Below are 15263 nucleotides of genomic sequence, written 5' to 3'. Positions count from 1 at the left end.
TCGCGCCTCCCGCACCGGAGCCGCGTCTGATAATCTTGGCCTTAGCGGGGCACTCCAGCCCCGCACTTTTTTTCAAGACAGTATTCATGCGCCCAGCCCACGCCCTGATCGACCTCAACGCCCTGCGTCACAACTATTTGCTGGCCAAGTCCCTGTCCGGCCAACGTGCGCTGGCGGTCATCAAAGCCAATGCCTACGGACATGGCGCAGTGCAATGCGCCGCGGCGCTGGCCGAAATTGCCGATGGTTTTGCCGTGGCCTGCATCGAAGAAGCACTGGAGCTGCGCGCAGCGGGCGTGAACAAGCCGATTCTGCTGCTCGAGGGCTGGTTTGAGGCAGATGAGCTACCCCTGCTGGTAGAGCATGATCTGCGCGCCGTCGTGCATCATGAAGAGCAATTACAGCAGCTAGAGCAGGCACAACTGGCAGCGCCCCTGCATATCTGGCTGAAGCTGGACACCGGCATGCACCGCGTGGGCTTCAGCCCGGTCGAGTACGCTGACATCTGGCGCAGACTGGAGCGCAGCAGCAAGGTTGCCAGCCTGACCAAGATGACGCACTTCTCGCGCGCCGACGAGCCGGACACGGGCCGCACTGAAGAGCAGCTCAAGGTATTTGCCGAAGCGACCGAGGGTCTCGACGGTCCCGCCAGCCTCTGCAACTCACCGGGGGTGCTCGCCTGGCCAGCAGCTCATAACGATTGGCTGCGTCCCGGCATCATGCTGTATGGCGCAACGCCCTTCAACTTTGCCCAGGCGCAGGCCGAGCAGCTACAGCCGGTCATGCAACTGGAGTCACGCATCATTGCAGTGCGCGACCTGCCGGCCGGCGAACCCATCGGCTACGGATCGCGCTTTGTTACCCAACGCCCAACCCGCGTTGGCGTCGTCGCCATGGGCTACGCCGATGGTTATCCCAGACATGCGAAAGACGGCACGCCAGTGCTGGTCGACGGACAACGCAGCCGCCTGATAGGGCGTGTCTCCATGGATATGCTCACGGTCGATCTGACCGACCTGCCCAACAGCGGTCTGGGCAGCCCGGTAAGACTCTGGGGTAATGGGCTCAATGCCAGCGAAGTCGCGGCCTGGGCTGACAGCATTCCGTATCAGCTGTTCTGCAACCTGAATCGTGTGCCCAGAGGTTATCTGGGCTGACTGTTCATTCCGTGATCTGTTGAAAATTCTGAACAGCCGTGCAATGATTCGGCTCACTAAGCACACCTGCCTGTGTAACCTGTCTGACTATTCCCTGGAGGAATCTGCCTTTGGACGTTGGTGCCCGCCTGAAAAACATCCGTAAACTCAAAGGATTATCACAACGAGAACTGGCCAAAAGAGCCGGTGTTACCAACAGCACCATTTCAATGATCGAGAAAAACAGCGTCAGCCCTTCGGTCAGCTCGCTGAAAAAAGTGCTGTCCGGCATCCCCATGTCGCTGGTTGATTTCTTTTCGCTGGAGCTGGAAGAAGACAGCCAACGCAAGGTGATCTACCGTGCCGACGAGCTACTCAATATCGGTACCAATGACGTCACCATGAAATTGGTAGGCAAGGGGCATCCTAACCGTGCCTTCTCATTCCTCAACGAGACCTATCCACCAGGCACCGACACCGGTCCGGACATGCTCACCCATGAAGGTGAAGAAGCCGGAACTGTGGTCAAGGGTCAGCTGGAAGTAACGGTAGGCAGTGAGGTCTATGTTCTGGACACTGGTGACAGCTACTACTTTGAGAGCAGCCAGCCACACCGCTTTCGCAACCCGTCCGATAAAGAAGATTGCGTGCTGATCAGCGCCACCACCCCAGCCAACTTCTGAGCCAGCAGCGCCATCTTAGTTAGCGCTGCACCAGCGCCGGGCTTTCCCCTGCCGGCGCTCCGGCTATCGCCTGATACACCGACACCATGGCGACCGCCGAATCAATCCGGCTCTGCACCAGCTCACTGCGCACCGCGGTTAAGGCTTGTTCGGTATCCAGCACCTCAAAATACTCAATATAGCCTTGTTCGTAACGCAGTCGCGCCTGTTCAACAGCCTGCTCAGCGGACTCACTGGCGGTCTGCAAAAAGGCGCTGCGGTGCTGTGATTGCCGCACATTGACCAGCGCATTTTCGGTTTCTTCCAGTGCGTTAAGTACCGCCTGCTGATATTGCGCCAGACGCTCCTCGCCACGCGCGTCCGCCGCTGCAATGCGCGCGCGCACACCTTCTACATCCAAAAAAGTCCAATCAATACCAAGGGTTACGCTACGTGATTCAGCACCAGAGGTGAACAGATCGCTGCCATTACCCGCCACTGAGCCCAATAGCCCACCCAGGGTAAAACGCGGAAACAGGTCGGCTGTCGCCACCCCAATCTGCGCGGTAGCTGCTGCCAGACGACGCTCTGCTGCCTGTATATCTGGACGCCGGCGTAATACGTGCGCTGGCGTACCCACCGGGATCTCAGCGACCACTGCCGGCATCGGCTTAACCTCGCCCAGCAACGCATTTAGCGCCGCTGGTGGCTGTCCGGTCAGCACCGCCAAACGATGCATGCTCACCTGCACTGTGGCCTCGCGCTGAGGCACCAGGGCACGCAACGAATCCAACTCAGCCTCGGCTCGTAGCTGATCGAAACGAGTGCCTCGCCCGGCGTCCAGGCGCGCGCTGACGATATCCAGCGACTCCTGCTGCAGCGCCACATTCTGGCGTGCCACGGCGAGGAGCTGTTGCTGGCCACGTAGCGCGAAATAGCTGCTCGCCAGTTGCCCCGTCAGCGCCACCTGTAACGCCTGAAAGTCGCCGGCCGATGCTTGTAGCTCGGCCTCACTGGCCTCTACTCCTCGCGCCAGGCGTCCATAAAAATCCAGCTCCCAGCTGGCAACCAAACCAGCGGAATAGCGCTCAACCCTCTCTTGGTCTGGCGTGCTGCGCTCAACTTCTGCCAAATGCTGCTCAGAGGCGCCACCCTCGGCCCGTACGCTGGGCCAACGATCGCGGCGTGCGCCACGCAGCAGTGCTTCAGCCCCCTGGTACCGTGCCAAAAGGGTCTGCAAATCCAGGTTGCCAGCCAAGGTGCGATCAACCAACTGCGCCAGGATAGGGTCATTAAAGCCGGCCCAGAAACGCTGTTCCGCCGCCGGGTCAGACAGACTGTTTGTCGCCTGACTGAAGCTGTCTACCTGAACCGGCTGGGGCGCTAGGTAATCCGGCCCAACAGCGCAAGCGGTAACCAGCAGACTCAAGGCAAAAGGCATTAACTTAGGCAGCGACTTATACATGGGAGTGCTCCTCTTCAGTTGCCGCACTGGTCGGTTTAACTGCCAGGGATTTGCCCGACAGCTTACGGAGGGCGACATAAAAGACCGGTGTCAGCAGCAGACCAAAGAGCGTCACCCCAAGCATGCCGGTAAACACCGTGATACCCATGGCGTTACGCACTTCACTACCCGCTCCGCTAGCCAATACCAACGGCACCACACCGGCGATAAAGGCCACCGAGGTCATGATGATCGGGCGCAAGCGCAGACGACTCGACTCCAACGCAGCTTTAACGGTATCCATGCCAGCCATCTCCAACTCACGGGCAAACTCGACAATCAGGATGGCGTTCTTGCACGCCAGCCCCATCAACACCACCAGCCCCACCTGCACGAAGACGTTGTTATCGCCACCACTCAACCAGACACCAAAGAGCGCGGCGAGCAGGCACATGGGTACGATCAGAATCACCGCCAGCGGCATCACCCAGCTTTCATACAGTGCAGCCAATACCAGGAAGACCAGTAACAAGGCGAGCGGGAAGACCACCAGCGCGGCATTGCCCTGGGTGATCTGCTGGAAGCTCAAATCAGTCCACTCCACGCTCATGCCCGCCGGCAACGTCTGCCCCGCGACTCGGGCAACGGTAGCCAGGGTTTCGCCGGACGACAGCATGCTGGGGTCAGACTGCCCGATCAGGTCCGCGGCCGGATAGCCGTTATAACGGATCACCGGATCGGGCCCGAAGCTTGGCGTCAGGCTGACCATGGTATTGAGCGGCACCATCTCGCCCTGGGCATTGCGCGTATACAAATGATCCAGATCGCTGGCCTCATCACGGAAGGACGCGTCGGCCTGCGCCTTGACCTGATAAGTGCGGCCAAACAGATTGAAGTCATTGATGTACTGCGAGCCAAAGTACATTTGCAACGTACCGAACAGGTCATCCAGGCGCACGCCCTGTGCCTTGGCCTGCAATCGATCTACCTCGGCATCCAGTTGCGGCACGTTGGCCTGATAAGAGGTAATCGGGAAGCCCAGCCCCGGCGTCTGACTCAGCGCCATGGCCAACGCATCAGTAGATTGCTGCAGCGCGCCATAACCGGCACCGCTGCGATCCTGAATATAGAGCGAATACCCCGAGCCCGCGCCAAGACCGAATACCGGTGGCGGCATGAAGGTAATGGCAAAGCCTTCATTGATCGCGCCCAGCTTGGCATTCAGCTCATCAGCAATCTCCAGCGCCGTGCGATCACGAATAGCAAAGTCATCGAACAACACGAAAACGGTGGCGATATTCGGCGTATTGGTGCCCTGTAGTGCATTGAAGCCGACAAAGGCCGCCGCGTCAGCAACCCCTTCGGTGCCGAGCGCCATATCACTCACGCGCCGTGCTACCGCTTCGGTGCGGTCCAGCGTCGAGCCTTCAGGCAGGCGAATACTGCCGATCAGATAGGTCTTGTCCTGAGTAGGGATAAAGCCGCCCGGCACCTTGTTGAACATAAAGGCGGTACTCGCCAGCAACACCAGGTACACGACCAACACCAGACCACGACGACTAAAACTGCGACCAACAAACCGCTCATAGCGCAGCGCGTTGCGCTGAAAGAAACGGTTGAACGGGCGGAACAACCAGCCAAACCCCCGATCCAGCAGGCGCGCGGGCAAATCAGGTGCAGCGCCATGCGGCTTGAGCAGCGTTGCCGCCAAGGCGGGTGACAGGGTTAGCGAGTTAATCGCCGAGATCACCGTGGTAATCGCGATAGTCACCGCGAACTGGCGGTAGAACTGGCCGGTGATCCCATCCAGAAACGCCATGGGTACAAAGACCGCACAGAGCACCAGACTGATGGCGATGATCGGCCCGCTGACTTCGCGCATCGCCTGGTGCGCTGCCGCCAGCGGTGCCAGCCCTTGCTCGATATTACGCTCGACGTTCTCCACCACGACGATGGCGTCATCCACCACGATGCCGATAGCCAGCACCATGGCGAACAGCGTCAGGGTGTTGATCGAAAAACCCAGCATTAGCAGCACGGCAAAGCTACCAACAATGGACACCGGTACCGCCAGCAAGGGAATCAACGAGGCGCGCCAGGTCTGCAAAAACAGAATCACCACCAGCACGACCAATGCCACCGCCTCCAGCAGAGTGGTGATCACCGAGCTGATGGAGGTACTGACAAACACCGTGGGGTCATAGGCGATTTCCCACTTCAAACCTTTCGGGAAGCGGTCATCCAACTCATCCATTTTGGCGCGCACCGCCTTGGATACGTCCAACGCATTGGAGCCAGGCGCCTGAAAGATCGGCAGGGCGACCGCCTGACGGCCATTGAGCAGCGCGCGCAACGAATCCTCCTGCGCCGCCAGCTCAATCCTCGCTACATCGCGCAGACGGGTAATCTGGCCATCATCGCCGGTCTTCAATACGATATCGCCGAAAGACTCGGTACTATCCAAGCGGCCCTTGGCATTAATCGAAATCAGCAGGTCAGAGCCGTTAGGCATCGGCGGGGCGCCAATCTGCCCGGCGGAGACTTGCACATTCTGCTCCTGCACTGCAGCACTGATATCGCCAGCAGTTACCTCCAAGGCGGCCGCACGCTGTGGATCAATCCACAAGCGCATGGCGTAGTCGCCCGCGCCAAACAACCCGGCCTGACCTACACCGGGAATACGCGCCAGCTCATCACGTATATGCAGAACTGCATAGTTGCGAATGTAGGTCGCATCCAGGCTGTCGTCCGGCGAGATAAGATGCACCGCCATCATCAGATTGGGCGACTGCTTCTGCGTGGTAACGCCCAAACGGCGCACATCCTCGGGTAGCCGCGGCAGCGCCTGGGATACCCGGTTCTGCACCTGCACCTGCGCCTGATCCGGATCGGTGCCAAGCGCAAAGGTCACGGTCAGCGCCAGACTGCCATCGCTGCCGGCCACCGACTTCATGTAGATCATGTCTTCGACGCCGTTGATGGCTTCTTCCAACGGGGTAGCGACGGTTTCCGAGATGGTTTTCGGGTTGGCTCCGGGATAACTGGCGCTGACCAGCACGCTGGGTGGCACTACCTCGGGGTATTCGCTGACCGGCAACAAAGGAATGCTGATCAGGCCAACGGCAAAAATGATAATCGACAGTACCGAGGCAAAAATCGGACGGTCGATAAAGAAACGTGAAATATTCACGGCAAGACTCTCCCTTCGACGCGCTCAGCTGAACGCGTCCCTGGCAATAATGACTGGGTTATAGGTGTGTTATGGCTGCCTAGAAGCTGTTCTGCGCCACCGCGGCCTGACGTTCGGTGCTCGCCATGGCCACTGGCTGAGGCGCTACCTGCATACCCGGAAAGAGAATTTTCTGCAGCCCGTTGACCACCAGGCGGTCACCACTGCTGAGACCTTCGCTGATCACCAGCAGGCCATCAAAACGGCGACCCGTTTGTACAAAGCGGCGACTGGCGTGATCCTGCTCATCGAGCACGTAAACATAACGGCGGTCCTGATCGGTCAATACTGCTTTTTGATCAATCAGAATGGTCTGGCTGCCTGCCGCTACTGGCATCTGTACCCGAGCAAACTGACCGGGTCGCAGACTGCCCTGCGGATTGGCAACGACCGCGCGGTACTGCAAGGTGCCCGTCGCTGCATTGAACTGGTTATCGACAAAATCCAGTTGCCCGGTGTGCGGATAGTCATCGCTGTTGGTCAGGCCAACTCGCACCGGCACCACTGCATGATCCGCCGTGGCGTAAGGATTAGCGTCCGCAGTCTGTTGATCACTCTCGAAGTACACATACATGGGATCAACCGATACCAGGGTCGCCAACAAGGTGCTGTCAGCGGTAGCCAGGTTGCCACGGGTTATTTCGGCCCGGCCCATGCGCCCGCCCACCGGCGCTTTCACTTCGGTATAGGCGAGGTCCAGTTTGGCGTTATCCAATGCCGCTTGAGCCGAGTCCACACCTGCACGAGCAATTGAACGCGCCGCGCTGCGTTGTTCCAGCTCTTCACGGGAAATCGCCCGGCGCTCCCACAACTGCTCGGCCCGTTGCGCTTCACGGTTGCTCAGCCGCTGCTGGCTACGAGCGCGTTCAAGCTCGGCTTTGGCCATCTGCAGGCGCGCCTGATAAGGACGCTGATCAATCACGAAGAGCACATCACCCTGTTTAACCAGCTCACCCTCGGTAAAGGCAACCTGATCAATATAACCACTGACGCGGGGGCGCAACGCGACCGTCTCCGGAGCGGCGATCCGTCCGGTGAAGGTATCCCATAGCGTTACATCGCGGACGTTAACAGTGGCAACCTCGACCTCGGGCGGTGGTGGTTGCGTTGCCGCCTCTTGCCCCTTGGCATCACAACCCGCTAGCAGCGCTACCAGGACGCTCGCCATACCCAGCTGTCCCGCGCGCCTAAAGGTGAAGGTGTTCATCTGTTCTTTGCTCCCTATTAAAATGACCGGCAACAGCACTACAGCCGACTCGCAGGCGCTACGCTGAAAAAGCACTGCTTTGGCAAAAGCAATGCGTTTCACCGCGCGAATAGACGAGACGGTAGGACTGGGCTCTGGTATGGAAGGGAAAGATACGCGCACAGGCGCAGAGCAGGTATCCCGGCTCTGCGCATGAATTGCCTAATTCTACTTAATTAGAGAAAAAGGCAATCGCTTGAATGAACCTTTGCAGGGCAAAAATACCAGCAAAGCGCACCTTAAAATGGCAAAACAACCTGCCACAACTGTTGATTTGCGCGATCCTGCAAGCTTATTGCCTTATCCTGCAATTTACATCAGGCTGTAATCAGCGTCTAAGTCTTCATGCGTATACTATCGCGAAACTCCAGAACGAGGTGTTATCGCATGATCGACATCAATGCCCAGCTTGCGCAACCTGAAGCGCCCATGTGTCGCCGCTTAGCGGAGCTCGTGGTGAAGCACACCTCGGAAGAAGGTGTTCAAGACACCTGCATACCCGGCTTGCAAGTTTTTCGGGCCGATCATCCAACCAGCGTCAGCTCCTCGGTATACGAGCCTTCTCTTTGCGTCATGGCGCAGGGCAGCAAGACATTACAGCTGGGCGACAAGGAAATCATTTACGGCCCACTGACCTATATGATCTCGGCGGTAGAGCTTCCCGTTGTGGGCTGCGTGGTGGATGCCTCACCAGAAACGCCCTACCTGGCGGTAAAGCTGGCAATAGATCCGCAGGAAGTAGCGGAAATGGTGCTCGAGTTAGGCGATACCCTACCTCCATTGGATCAGCAACGTGACTGCCCAGCGGCCTCCTGCGGGCTCTGTGTGGCCCCGGTAGATGTGGGCATTCTGGAGGCCATGACGCGATTGGTATCTTTACTTGAGTCACCCGCAGACTGTCGCATTCTGGCACCGCTGGCCCGCCGCGAGATCATTTACCGCGCGCTAATCGGCGAGATGGGCTGGCGCATGCGCGACTTTGTCTCTACCGACAGCCAGGCTCATCGCATCTCCAAAGTCATTGCGGTACTCAAAGACAGATTTGCCGAGCCGCTGCGCGTGCGAGACCTGGCTGAAGATGTAAATATGAGCGAATCCACCCTGTTTCACAGCTTCAAGCAGGTAACGCGGATGTCACCGGTGCAATTCCAGAAGAAATTGCGCTTACACGAAGCGCGCAGGCTGATGCTAAGTGAGGGGCTGGAAGCGGCGACTGCCAGTTATCGTGTAGGTTACGAAAGCCCTTCACACTTTAGCCGCGAGTATCGGCGCATGTTTGGCGCACCGCCCAGAGCGGACGTGATCAAACTCCGTGGCGAGCAACCTATGCTCGCCAGCATGTAATCTAGATACTCCCCACCAAATCAGTTTGGTGGGAAGCTACCCAGAATCTTGCCTACCAGACGATTGATCTGCTCGTCGCGCTTGACTGGTGACTGCGGACGATCGCTCAATGTTTCGCCTTCGCTGCCACGCCACACCAATTTGCCATCGCTGGCGTCGAGCATGTCTATCTGCAAAATCAACTCTTTATAGTCAATCCGCTGGGTCTGAATCGACGGACCGCCCCAGAAACCACCCCAACCGGTACCCCAGTAGCCACCAAAGCTGGTACTGACATTGTCCTGACGATTCTCAATCATCAGGTAAGTCTTCACCTTCAGATCAGCCCCCTGGTTCGCTACTGGCGGACGCAGGCCACGCAACTCCATCTGATTGGCTACCGAATCCTTGACCCGATCACTGATCAACTCACCGCTGAGACGGGGATCATTTTCCGGCAGCGAAGACACGGCAGGCTCGGCAAACTGCCAAGTGCGGTAGTCGGCAAAATTGCGTGAGGTATCGTAATCAGGCTGCACTGCAGCACCCTGACAAGCAGACATCAATAGCAGCGCAGGCAACAGTAAAAATAAAGAACGCATTTTAATACTCCACAAGGTGATCAAAATCCACTGGCCAACAACATACAGTATAGAGCCTGCAATAGATCACAGGCTGATGCGCAATACTGTTTACCAGCGCGCACTTTAACGTAACCCGCCCCAGCCATTAGCACTGCCCCTCCTAACAGCCTTTCGAGTCTTGCAATTTGCACGAAGGAAATAGCCGCGTCGTGCAAAGCGCAAGTGATGGCACTTCGTCAAAACAGCACAAGCCATTGTTTTTATTGATTTATTCAAAATAAAAAAGCTGGCACAGCCCGTGCAACAGTTATTACATCGGCGGCAGAGAAAGCGCCGAACACGGACAAAAACGCGTCACAGGAGAAACACCCATGTTCAAGATGAAATCAATCGCACTTGCTACCGCTACCGCCGGCCTTATCGGCATGATGCCGCTGGCTGCCCATGCCGACAATGGCGATCTGGCTGAAGCCCGCCAGGAAGGTTCTGTCTGGACAGCAATTGCCTTGAACCGCCATTTGAATCCCTTCAGCATTGATGTAGATGTCGAGAACGGCGTCGCCAAGTTGACGGGTGAAGTAGAGAACGACGTGGATCGCGACCTGGCCGAAGAAGTGGCCATGAGCATCGACGGCGTAACCGAAGTAGACAACCAGTTGACGGTCAATCCTGATGTTGAGACCAAGAAAACTGAAAACGGCGAACCTACTCTGTCACAGAGCTTCAGCAACGCCACCACTACAGCGACGATCAAGTCAAAGCTACTGTGGAATAGCAACACCGAAGGTTTGGACGTCAACGTAACAACCAACAACCATGTTGTTACCCTGACAGGCACAGCCCAATCTGATGCAGCCAAGGACCTGGCTGGCATGCTCGCCAAAGACACCGACGGCGTGCGCCGTGTTGAGAACAACATTGAAGTCAGCGCGAACGCTACCACCGCCGCCAAAGCTCAGAACACCGCTGACGAAGCCGGTGAAGCCATCAGCGATGCCTGGATTACCAGCAAGATCAAATCCAGCTACCTGCTGAGCAGCAACCTGGACGGTCTGGATATCTCGGTAGACACCAAAAACGGTGTAGTTTCTCTCAGCGGCACGGTTATGACAGATGCCGAGAAGGACCTGGCCGTTAGCACTGCGAAAAACATCAAAGGCGTTACCGACGTGTCTGCAGACGCCCTGCACACCGCCAACTGATCGTCAGGCCGGCCCACAAGGCTGGCCTGCTTCACCGCTACAGTTAATCCAATTGAATAGCAGGAGATAGATCATGAGCGACAAGACATCCGAACTGAATGAGCTGATCGAAATCACCCGTGACGGCAAGCGTTTTTATGACCACGCACGTGACGAGGTAAAAGACGCGCAACTCAAGGCGCTGTTCACTGACATGGCTCACGCCAAAACTGAAGTGATCGCAGCACTGGAAGGCAAAGTTGCTGCCAACCACGAGCAGCCTGCGAGCGGTGGCACCATGACCGGCAAGATCCGTCAGGTATACGCCGATACTCGTGCAGCACTGTCGAGTGATGAAGGTGCCACCTACATTGCTCAGCTGGAAGAGGCAGAGGACCGCATTCTGCATGCGTTTGAAGATGCCATGGCAAGCAACGAGCCAGATCTTCGCGCCGACCTTGCAACGCAAATGCCGAAAGTGCGCGCTTGCCACGATCGCATGCGAGACCTGAAGAAAGCGCAGTAAGTTTCAGCGGTACGCAATAACGTAGTTAACGCGTTTTGATCATGGCCGGAGCTTCGCTCTGGCCTGACAAACCGAAGTCAGAGCCAGTGCGACTGCCCCTACTAAAGGGAAGCGCCGAAAGGCTTTATAACAAGGAGAAACATTATGCTTAGTTGGGCTATTACATTCCTGATCATCGCCATCATCGCTGCCGTTCTGGGCTTCGGTGGTATTGCTGGCACCGCGACTGGTATCGCCAAGATTCTGTTCCTGGTCTTCCTGGTACTCTTTATCGTGTCGTTCATCATCGGGCGTCGACCCAAGCTCTAGCGCTGAACACCGACTACCAACACCCGCTCCGGCGGGTGTTTTTGTATCTGCCTTAGGGCTAGCGTGGAAACTGTAGCGGGTCAGCAAAAGCCGCGCACAAGTGCTCGTACACCAAACGCACCCGGCCAGAAATGGGGCCCCGCTGCGGACGATACACGTACAGCTGCGTTGGCTCGGGTGCATAGGCATCCAGCAATGACACCAAGCGCCCATCCGCTACGTACGGCAATGCCAGATAGGTCGGTATTTGGCCTATCGCCAAACCGGCAAGCACGGCATCCAGCTCTGCCTCCGCATCGTCACAGCGAAACGCCGGACGCGGCACCAGCAGGTTTTCGCTACCACGAAACATCCACGGCCACGGCTTGCCGGTACGCCGGTCAATCACCACCGACAAGGGGCGCTCCAGCAACTCCGCAGGCCTTGTTGGTATTGTCGCCTGCTCCAATAGCGCCGGGCTGGCGACCACCATAAACCCTATAGGTGTCACCGCCCGAGCAATGTAGCTACGGTCCTGCATACCACCAATACGCACGCCCACATCGATCTGTGCGCCCACCACATCGGTCGGCTCGTCATCCAGTCGGATATCCAGCTGTAACCCCGGGTGTTCGCGCAACAAGGGCAGTAGCAGCTCAAGCAGAAAACGCCGCCCTACCGCATGCGGCGCGGCTATGCCGACCCGGCCGACCGTATCAGCAGCCTCGGCAGCCTGACGATTACGACTGAACAGGCCATCGACCGTCGCCAATGCTTCACGCGCCTGCAGCGCCATGCTTTCGCCGAAAGTAGTGATGCGAATCTGCCGGGTATTGCGATGAAACAACGGCTCGCCAAGCAGATCTTCAAGCTCTTTTACCGCCCGAGTGACGGTTTGCGGGGAAGTGCCCAGGCGACTGGCCGCCTCTCTAAAACTGGGGGCTTCTGCGGCGCTGCAGAAAATACGGAGTAACTGAATTCGATTGTGCATAAGTCTTTTTATTCCATTTATCGGAATAGTTCAATCCAAAGCATTTCATTCCAGGCAACGCCGCACGCTTGCATAATTTCACCCTAGGTCGGGCACTCATTTGCCTCGCCACGCGAACCTTTGGAGGTTTTTATGCAGCACAATATTGCGAATAAGGTTGTTGTTATTACCGGTGCCAGCAGCGGTCTTGGTGAAACTACAGCACGTCACCTGTCATCCCTTGGTGCCAGCGTTGTATTGGCCGCTCGCCGCAAGGATCGACTGGACCAATTGGTAGATGAAATTACTGCCGCTGGCGGTAAGGCCATCGCCTTTGCAACCGACGTGACGCGCCAGCAAGAGGTACAAACACTGATCCAGGGTGCGGTTGAGCACTTCGGTCGCATCGATGTCTTGATCAACAATGCGGGCCTGATGGCCATAGCTCCGCTGTCCGCAACCAAGGTTGATGAGTGGGACCGCATGATTGATATCAACATCAAGGGCGTGCTCTACGGCATCGCGGCGGCACTGCCGATCTTCCAGCAGCAGAACAGCGGGCACTTCATCAATATTTCCTCGGTAGCCGGTATCAAGGTATTCAGCCCCGGCGGCACCGTTTACAGCGGCACCAAGTATGCCGTCAGCGCAATCAGTGAGGGTCTGCGCCACGAAGTGGGCGGGGCGATTCGCATTACCACCATACTGCCCGGTGCGGTCGACTCCGAACTCAAGTTCGGCAGCTCGCATGAGCAGAGCGCCAACACCGTAAAGGATTTCTATCGGCAGGCGATTCCCTCTGATTCAGTCGCCCGCGCCATCGCCTACGCCATCGAGCAACCAGACGACGTAGACATCAACGAGATCGTGCTGCGCCCAACGGTGCAGGAGTTCTAACGCTCAGCACAACGACTGAAAAGCCCCGCATAGCATGAAGCTGGCGGGGCTTTTCTGGCTGGCACGCGCCAGAATTCAGGCCGTTACCGGCACCAACATCGCATCACCAACGGCAAAGAGTTTGCGCGACTCATCACCCAACGCGTAAATTTCCGCTGCGGAAAAAACCTGCTGTCGACCCGGCTTGACCACCCAGCCGCGCACCACAAAAGTTTCAGCAACGGCTGGCCGCAGGCAGCGCACCGTGTATTGTGAGGCCAGCACGCGATCAGTTTGGGTGATGGCGGCAAAGCCGCAGGCGGTATCGATCAGCGCGCCCAAAATACCCGCGTGGAGAAAACCGCTGTACTGGCCAAACTCGTCACGCCATGGCACATGCAAAGTCACCTCACCCGGTGCCGCCGACACCAGCTGCAGGTCCAGCCAGCGGTTGAACGCGGCCATGGGCAGTATCTGCTGAATCTTGTCCTGCAATGGTTGATGTTTCTGCATGATGGCTTACCTCTGGCTATAGGATGGTGGGTCAGCGCGCGACTTTGAAAACGGCACTGGCAGAAGCGCACAGCTGCTCGTCGGCATAGATCCGCGCCGCCGCGTAACACAGCGAGCCGCCGGTGCGCAGCACTTCTGCCCGCACCTCGAGCCACTGGCCCTGACGCGCGACACCCAGATAGTCGAGCGTCATGCTGACAGTCACCAGACCCCGAATATCCGACATGCGCGCGGCGCAACTCAGCCCCATGGCATTGTCTGCCAGCGCCGAGATCAAGCCGCCGTGCACAAACTCGCGGCTGTTCACATGCGCCTTTCCTGCGCGCAGCCCCAGGCTCAGTCCATCGTTGTGAGGGCGTTGATAGATGGGCTGCCAGGGGTCAGTCAGGCCGCTGCGGCGGTCATGTAGTTGGTACCCGGCCGGAATCTCCGCGTCGCTCATAATCCACTCCGTGCTTATTATTTTGATGTAGACCAGTCTATATAATATCAATGAGGAGTCAAACTCTCATAAAGGGCTGGTTAAGAGAAGCTCAAGCCGCTAGCGGAAGGAGAATGGCAGCACAGCAGTAAGGGTTTTAACGTGCAGGGTCAGTGGTTTCTATTAATACGGCCAGATCATCGCAGGCCTGGGTAATGGGTAGCGCGCTGGCTTGCACCCGCGCCATCAACATGGCGCCTTCAACCGTGATGATCATCAGCTGCGCCCAGCGTTGCGCGCGCTCGGCTGCCACCCCATCGTCCTGCAGCTGCGCCACAAACACCCCACGCCAACAGGCAAATGCTTGCTGCCCGGCCAGAGCCAGCGGTTGCGACTTCGGCGTAGTTTCCAGCAGCGTGGTGGCGATCGGACAGCCCTCGGCGAACTCCGCCTGCGTCATCCAGCCAGCCAGCAACTGACCATAGCCTCTGAGCATGTCCGCCGCACTGGCGTGTTTGGCGCGTAGCTCTGCCAGGGTCTGAGTGACGACGCTAGCGGCAACCACCACCGCCTCTTCACCCAGCTGCTCTTTGCCGCCAGGAAAGTAGTGATATAACGAGCCCTTGGGCGCGCCGCTATGTTTGAGAATGTCGTTCAGGCCGGTGGCGGCGTAGCCACGCTGGCGGAACAGACGAATGGCTGAAGCGATGATGCTATTGCGGTGCTTGGCGGCAGCGGCCATGGCAGTTACCTGAGGACGGTGGCGGACATTTTATACAGACCAGTCTATCTGATCGAATGCGGCGAGCACACTGGCGGCGTTCTGGCTGCTAGAATCCAGCCTTTGTTGCCTACGGACCCGCC

15 protein-coding genes are annotated in these 15263 nt (G+C 57.7%); 7 read left to right on the top strand and 8 right to left on the bottom strand.

Annotated elements, in window-relative coordinates; genetic code table 11:
- The first annotated feature begins 86 nt into the window (after nt 1–86).
- Nucleotides 87–1157 (top strand): alanine racemase, encoded by a 1071-nt coding sequence (gene alr, locus H4J77_RS11200; protein ID WP_182248475.1) that lies wholly within the window; start codon nt 87–89, stop codon nt 1155–1157.
- 110 nt (nt 1158–1267) lie between these two features.
- Nucleotides 1268–1819 carry a cupin domain-containing protein gene (locus H4J77_RS11195; protein ID WP_123888826.1) on the top strand — a complete coding sequence of 184 codons (552 nt, stop codon included), beginning with the start codon at nt 1268–1270 and terminating at the stop codon, nt 1817–1819.
- A gap of 19 nt (nt 1820–1838) precedes the next feature.
- On the opposite strand, the gene H4J77_RS11190 is transcribed toward H4J77_RS11195, so the two are convergent.
- The 3 genes from H4J77_RS11190 to H4J77_RS11180 all read right to left on the bottom strand — a co-directional run bounded on the left by H4J77_RS11190 (nt 1839) and on the right by H4J77_RS11180 (nt 7678).
- Nucleotides 1839–3263: an efflux transporter outer membrane subunit gene (locus H4J77_RS11190; protein ID WP_182248473.1), complete on the bottom strand. Its 1425-nt coding sequence runs from the start codon at nt 3261–3263 to the stop codon at nt 1839–1841.
- On the bottom strand, nt 3256–6432 hold the full coding sequence (locus tag H4J77_RS11185; RefSeq protein ID WP_182248471.1) for an efflux RND transporter permease subunit: 3177 nt from the start codon (nt 6430–6432) through the stop codon (nt 3256–3258). The genes H4J77_RS11190 and H4J77_RS11185 overlap by 8 nt, the downstream gene beginning before the upstream one ends.
- A 79-nt stretch (nt 6433–6511) precedes the next feature.
- Entirely contained in the window at nt 6512–7678 is a 1167-nt protein-coding gene (locus tag H4J77_RS11180) for an efflux RND transporter periplasmic adaptor subunit (protein WP_182248469.1), read from the bottom strand.
- 426 nt (nt 7679–8104) lie between these two features.
- Between H4J77_RS11180 and H4J77_RS11175 the strand changes: the two genes are divergently transcribed.
- Complete coding sequence (locus tag H4J77_RS11175; RefSeq protein ID WP_123888830.1) at nt 8105–9061, top strand: AraC family transcriptional regulator; 957 nt, start codon at nt 8105–8107, stop codon at nt 9059–9061.
- 20 nt (nt 9062–9081) lie between these two features.
- Here the strand turns inward: H4J77_RS11175 and H4J77_RS11170 are convergent, their stop codons facing one another.
- Nucleotides 9082–9642, bottom strand: coding sequence for a DUF4136 domain-containing protein (locus tag H4J77_RS11170; RefSeq protein WP_182248467.1), 561 nt, complete (start codon nt 9640–9642; stop codon nt 9082–9084).
- A 353-nt stretch (nt 9643–9995) separates the two neighbouring features.
- Here H4J77_RS11170 and H4J77_RS11165 point away from each other — a divergent pair, with 353 nt between their 5' ends.
- The 3 genes from H4J77_RS11165 to H4J77_RS11155 all read left to right on the top strand — a co-directional run bounded on the left by H4J77_RS11165 (nt 9996) and on the right by H4J77_RS11155 (nt 11640).
- Nucleotides 9996–10826, top strand: coding sequence for a BON domain-containing protein (locus H4J77_RS11165; protein ID WP_182248465.1), 831 nt, complete (start codon nt 9996–9998; stop codon nt 10824–10826).
- 73 nt (nt 10827–10899) lie between these two features.
- The gene (locus H4J77_RS11160; RefSeq protein WP_182248463.1) at nt 10900–11331 is read left to right on the top strand and encodes a PA2169 family four-helix-bundle protein; all 432 of its coding nucleotides are present in this window, start codon (nt 10900–10902) and stop codon (nt 11329–11331) included.
- A gap of 144 nt (nt 11332–11475) precedes the next feature.
- Nucleotides 11476–11640 carry a DUF1328 domain-containing protein gene (locus H4J77_RS11155; RefSeq protein WP_083728890.1) on the top strand — a complete coding sequence of 55 codons (165 nt, stop codon included), beginning with the start codon at nt 11476–11478 and terminating at the stop codon, nt 11638–11640.
- A 58-nt stretch (nt 11641–11698) separates the two neighbouring features.
- Here the strand turns inward: H4J77_RS11155 and H4J77_RS11150 are convergent, their stop codons facing one another.
- The gene (locus tag H4J77_RS11150) at nt 11699–12610 is read right to left on the bottom strand and encodes a LysR family transcriptional regulator (RefSeq protein ID WP_182248461.1); all 912 of its coding nucleotides are present in this window, start codon (nt 12608–12610) and stop codon (nt 11699–11701) included.
- 132 nt (nt 12611–12742) lie between these two features.
- Between H4J77_RS11150 and H4J77_RS11145 the strand changes: the two genes are divergently transcribed.
- A complete protein-coding gene (locus H4J77_RS11145; protein ID WP_182248459.1) occupies nt 12743–13486 on the top strand; it encodes an SDR family oxidoreductase in 744 nt (247 codons plus the stop codon).
- A gap of 75 nt (nt 13487–13561) precedes the next feature.
- On the opposite strand, the gene H4J77_RS11140 is transcribed toward H4J77_RS11145, so the two are convergent.
- From H4J77_RS11140 to H4J77_RS11130, 3 genes are all read right to left on the bottom strand, one after another.
- Nucleotides 13562–13978 (bottom strand): PaaI family thioesterase, encoded by a 417-nt coding sequence (locus H4J77_RS11140; RefSeq protein WP_182248457.1) that lies wholly within the window; start codon nt 13976–13978, stop codon nt 13562–13564.
- A gap of 31 nt (nt 13979–14009) precedes the next feature.
- On the bottom strand, nt 14010–14420 hold the full coding sequence (locus H4J77_RS11135; protein ID WP_182248455.1) for a PaaI family thioesterase: 411 nt from the start codon (nt 14418–14420) through the stop codon (nt 14010–14012).
- A 136-nt stretch (nt 14421–14556) separates the two neighbouring features.
- A complete protein-coding gene (locus H4J77_RS11130) occupies nt 14557–15141 on the bottom strand; it encodes a TetR/AcrR family transcriptional regulator (RefSeq protein WP_182248453.1) in 585 nt (194 codons plus the stop codon).
- Nucleotides 15142–15263: the final 122 nt, after the last annotated feature.

Source organism: Pseudomonas sp. 5Ae-yellow, from assembly GCF_014077575.1.
In the GTDB taxonomy this organism is placed as follows: Bacteria; Pseudomonadota; Gammaproteobacteria; order Pseudomonadales; family Pseudomonadaceae; genus Halopseudomonas; species Halopseudomonas neustonica.
This window is presented reverse-complemented; position numbering and strand designations above follow the sequence as displayed.

Excerpts from the sequence above, each read along its gene's own strand:
- H4J77_RS11180 (WP_182248469.1), bottom strand. The coding sequence starts at position 7,678 with ATGAACACCTTCACCTTTAGGCGCGCGGGACAGCTGGGTATGGCGAGC.
- H4J77_RS11160 (WP_182248463.1), top strand. The coding sequence starts at position 10,900 with ATGAGCGACAAGACATCCGAACTGAATGAGCTGATCGAAATCACCCGT.
- H4J77_RS11140 (WP_182248457.1), bottom strand. The coding sequence starts at position 13,978 with ATGCAGAAACATCAACCATTGCAGGACAAGATTCAGCAGATACTGCCC.
- H4J77_RS11190 (WP_182248473.1), bottom strand. The coding sequence starts at position 3,263 with ATGTATAAGTCGCTGCCTAAGTTAATGCCTTTTGCCTTGAGTCTGCTG.
- H4J77_RS11135 (WP_182248455.1), bottom strand. The coding sequence starts at position 14,420 with ATGAGCGACGCGGAGATTCCGGCCGGGTACCAACTACATGACCGCCGC.
- H4J77_RS11145 (WP_182248459.1), top strand. The coding sequence starts at position 12,743 with ATGCAGCACAATATTGCGAATAAGGTTGTTGTTATTACCGGTGCCAGC.
- H4J77_RS11175 (WP_123888830.1), top strand. The coding sequence starts at position 8,105 with ATGATCGACATCAATGCCCAGCTTGCGCAACCTGAAGCGCCCATGTGT.
- H4J77_RS11170 (WP_182248467.1), bottom strand. The coding sequence starts at position 9,642 with ATGCGTTCTTTATTTTTACTGTTGCCTGCGCTGCTATTGATGTCTGCT.
- H4J77_RS11155 (WP_083728890.1), top strand. The coding sequence starts at position 11,476 with ATGCTTAGTTGGGCTATTACATTCCTGATCATCGCCATCATCGCTGCC.
- H4J77_RS11130 (WP_182248453.1), bottom strand. The coding sequence starts at position 15,141 with ATGGCCGCTGCCGCCAAGCACCGCAATAGCATCATCGCTTCAGCCATT.
- H4J77_RS11165 (WP_182248465.1), top strand. The coding sequence starts at position 9,996 with ATGTTCAAGATGAAATCAATCGCACTTGCTACCGCTACCGCCGGCCTT.
- H4J77_RS11150 (WP_182248461.1), bottom strand. The coding sequence starts at position 12,610 with ATGCACAATCGAATTCAGTTACTCCGTATTTTCTGCAGCGCCGCAGAA.
- alr (WP_182248475.1), top strand. The coding sequence starts at position 87 with ATGCGCCCAGCCCACGCCCTGATCGACCTCAACGCCCTGCGTCACAAC.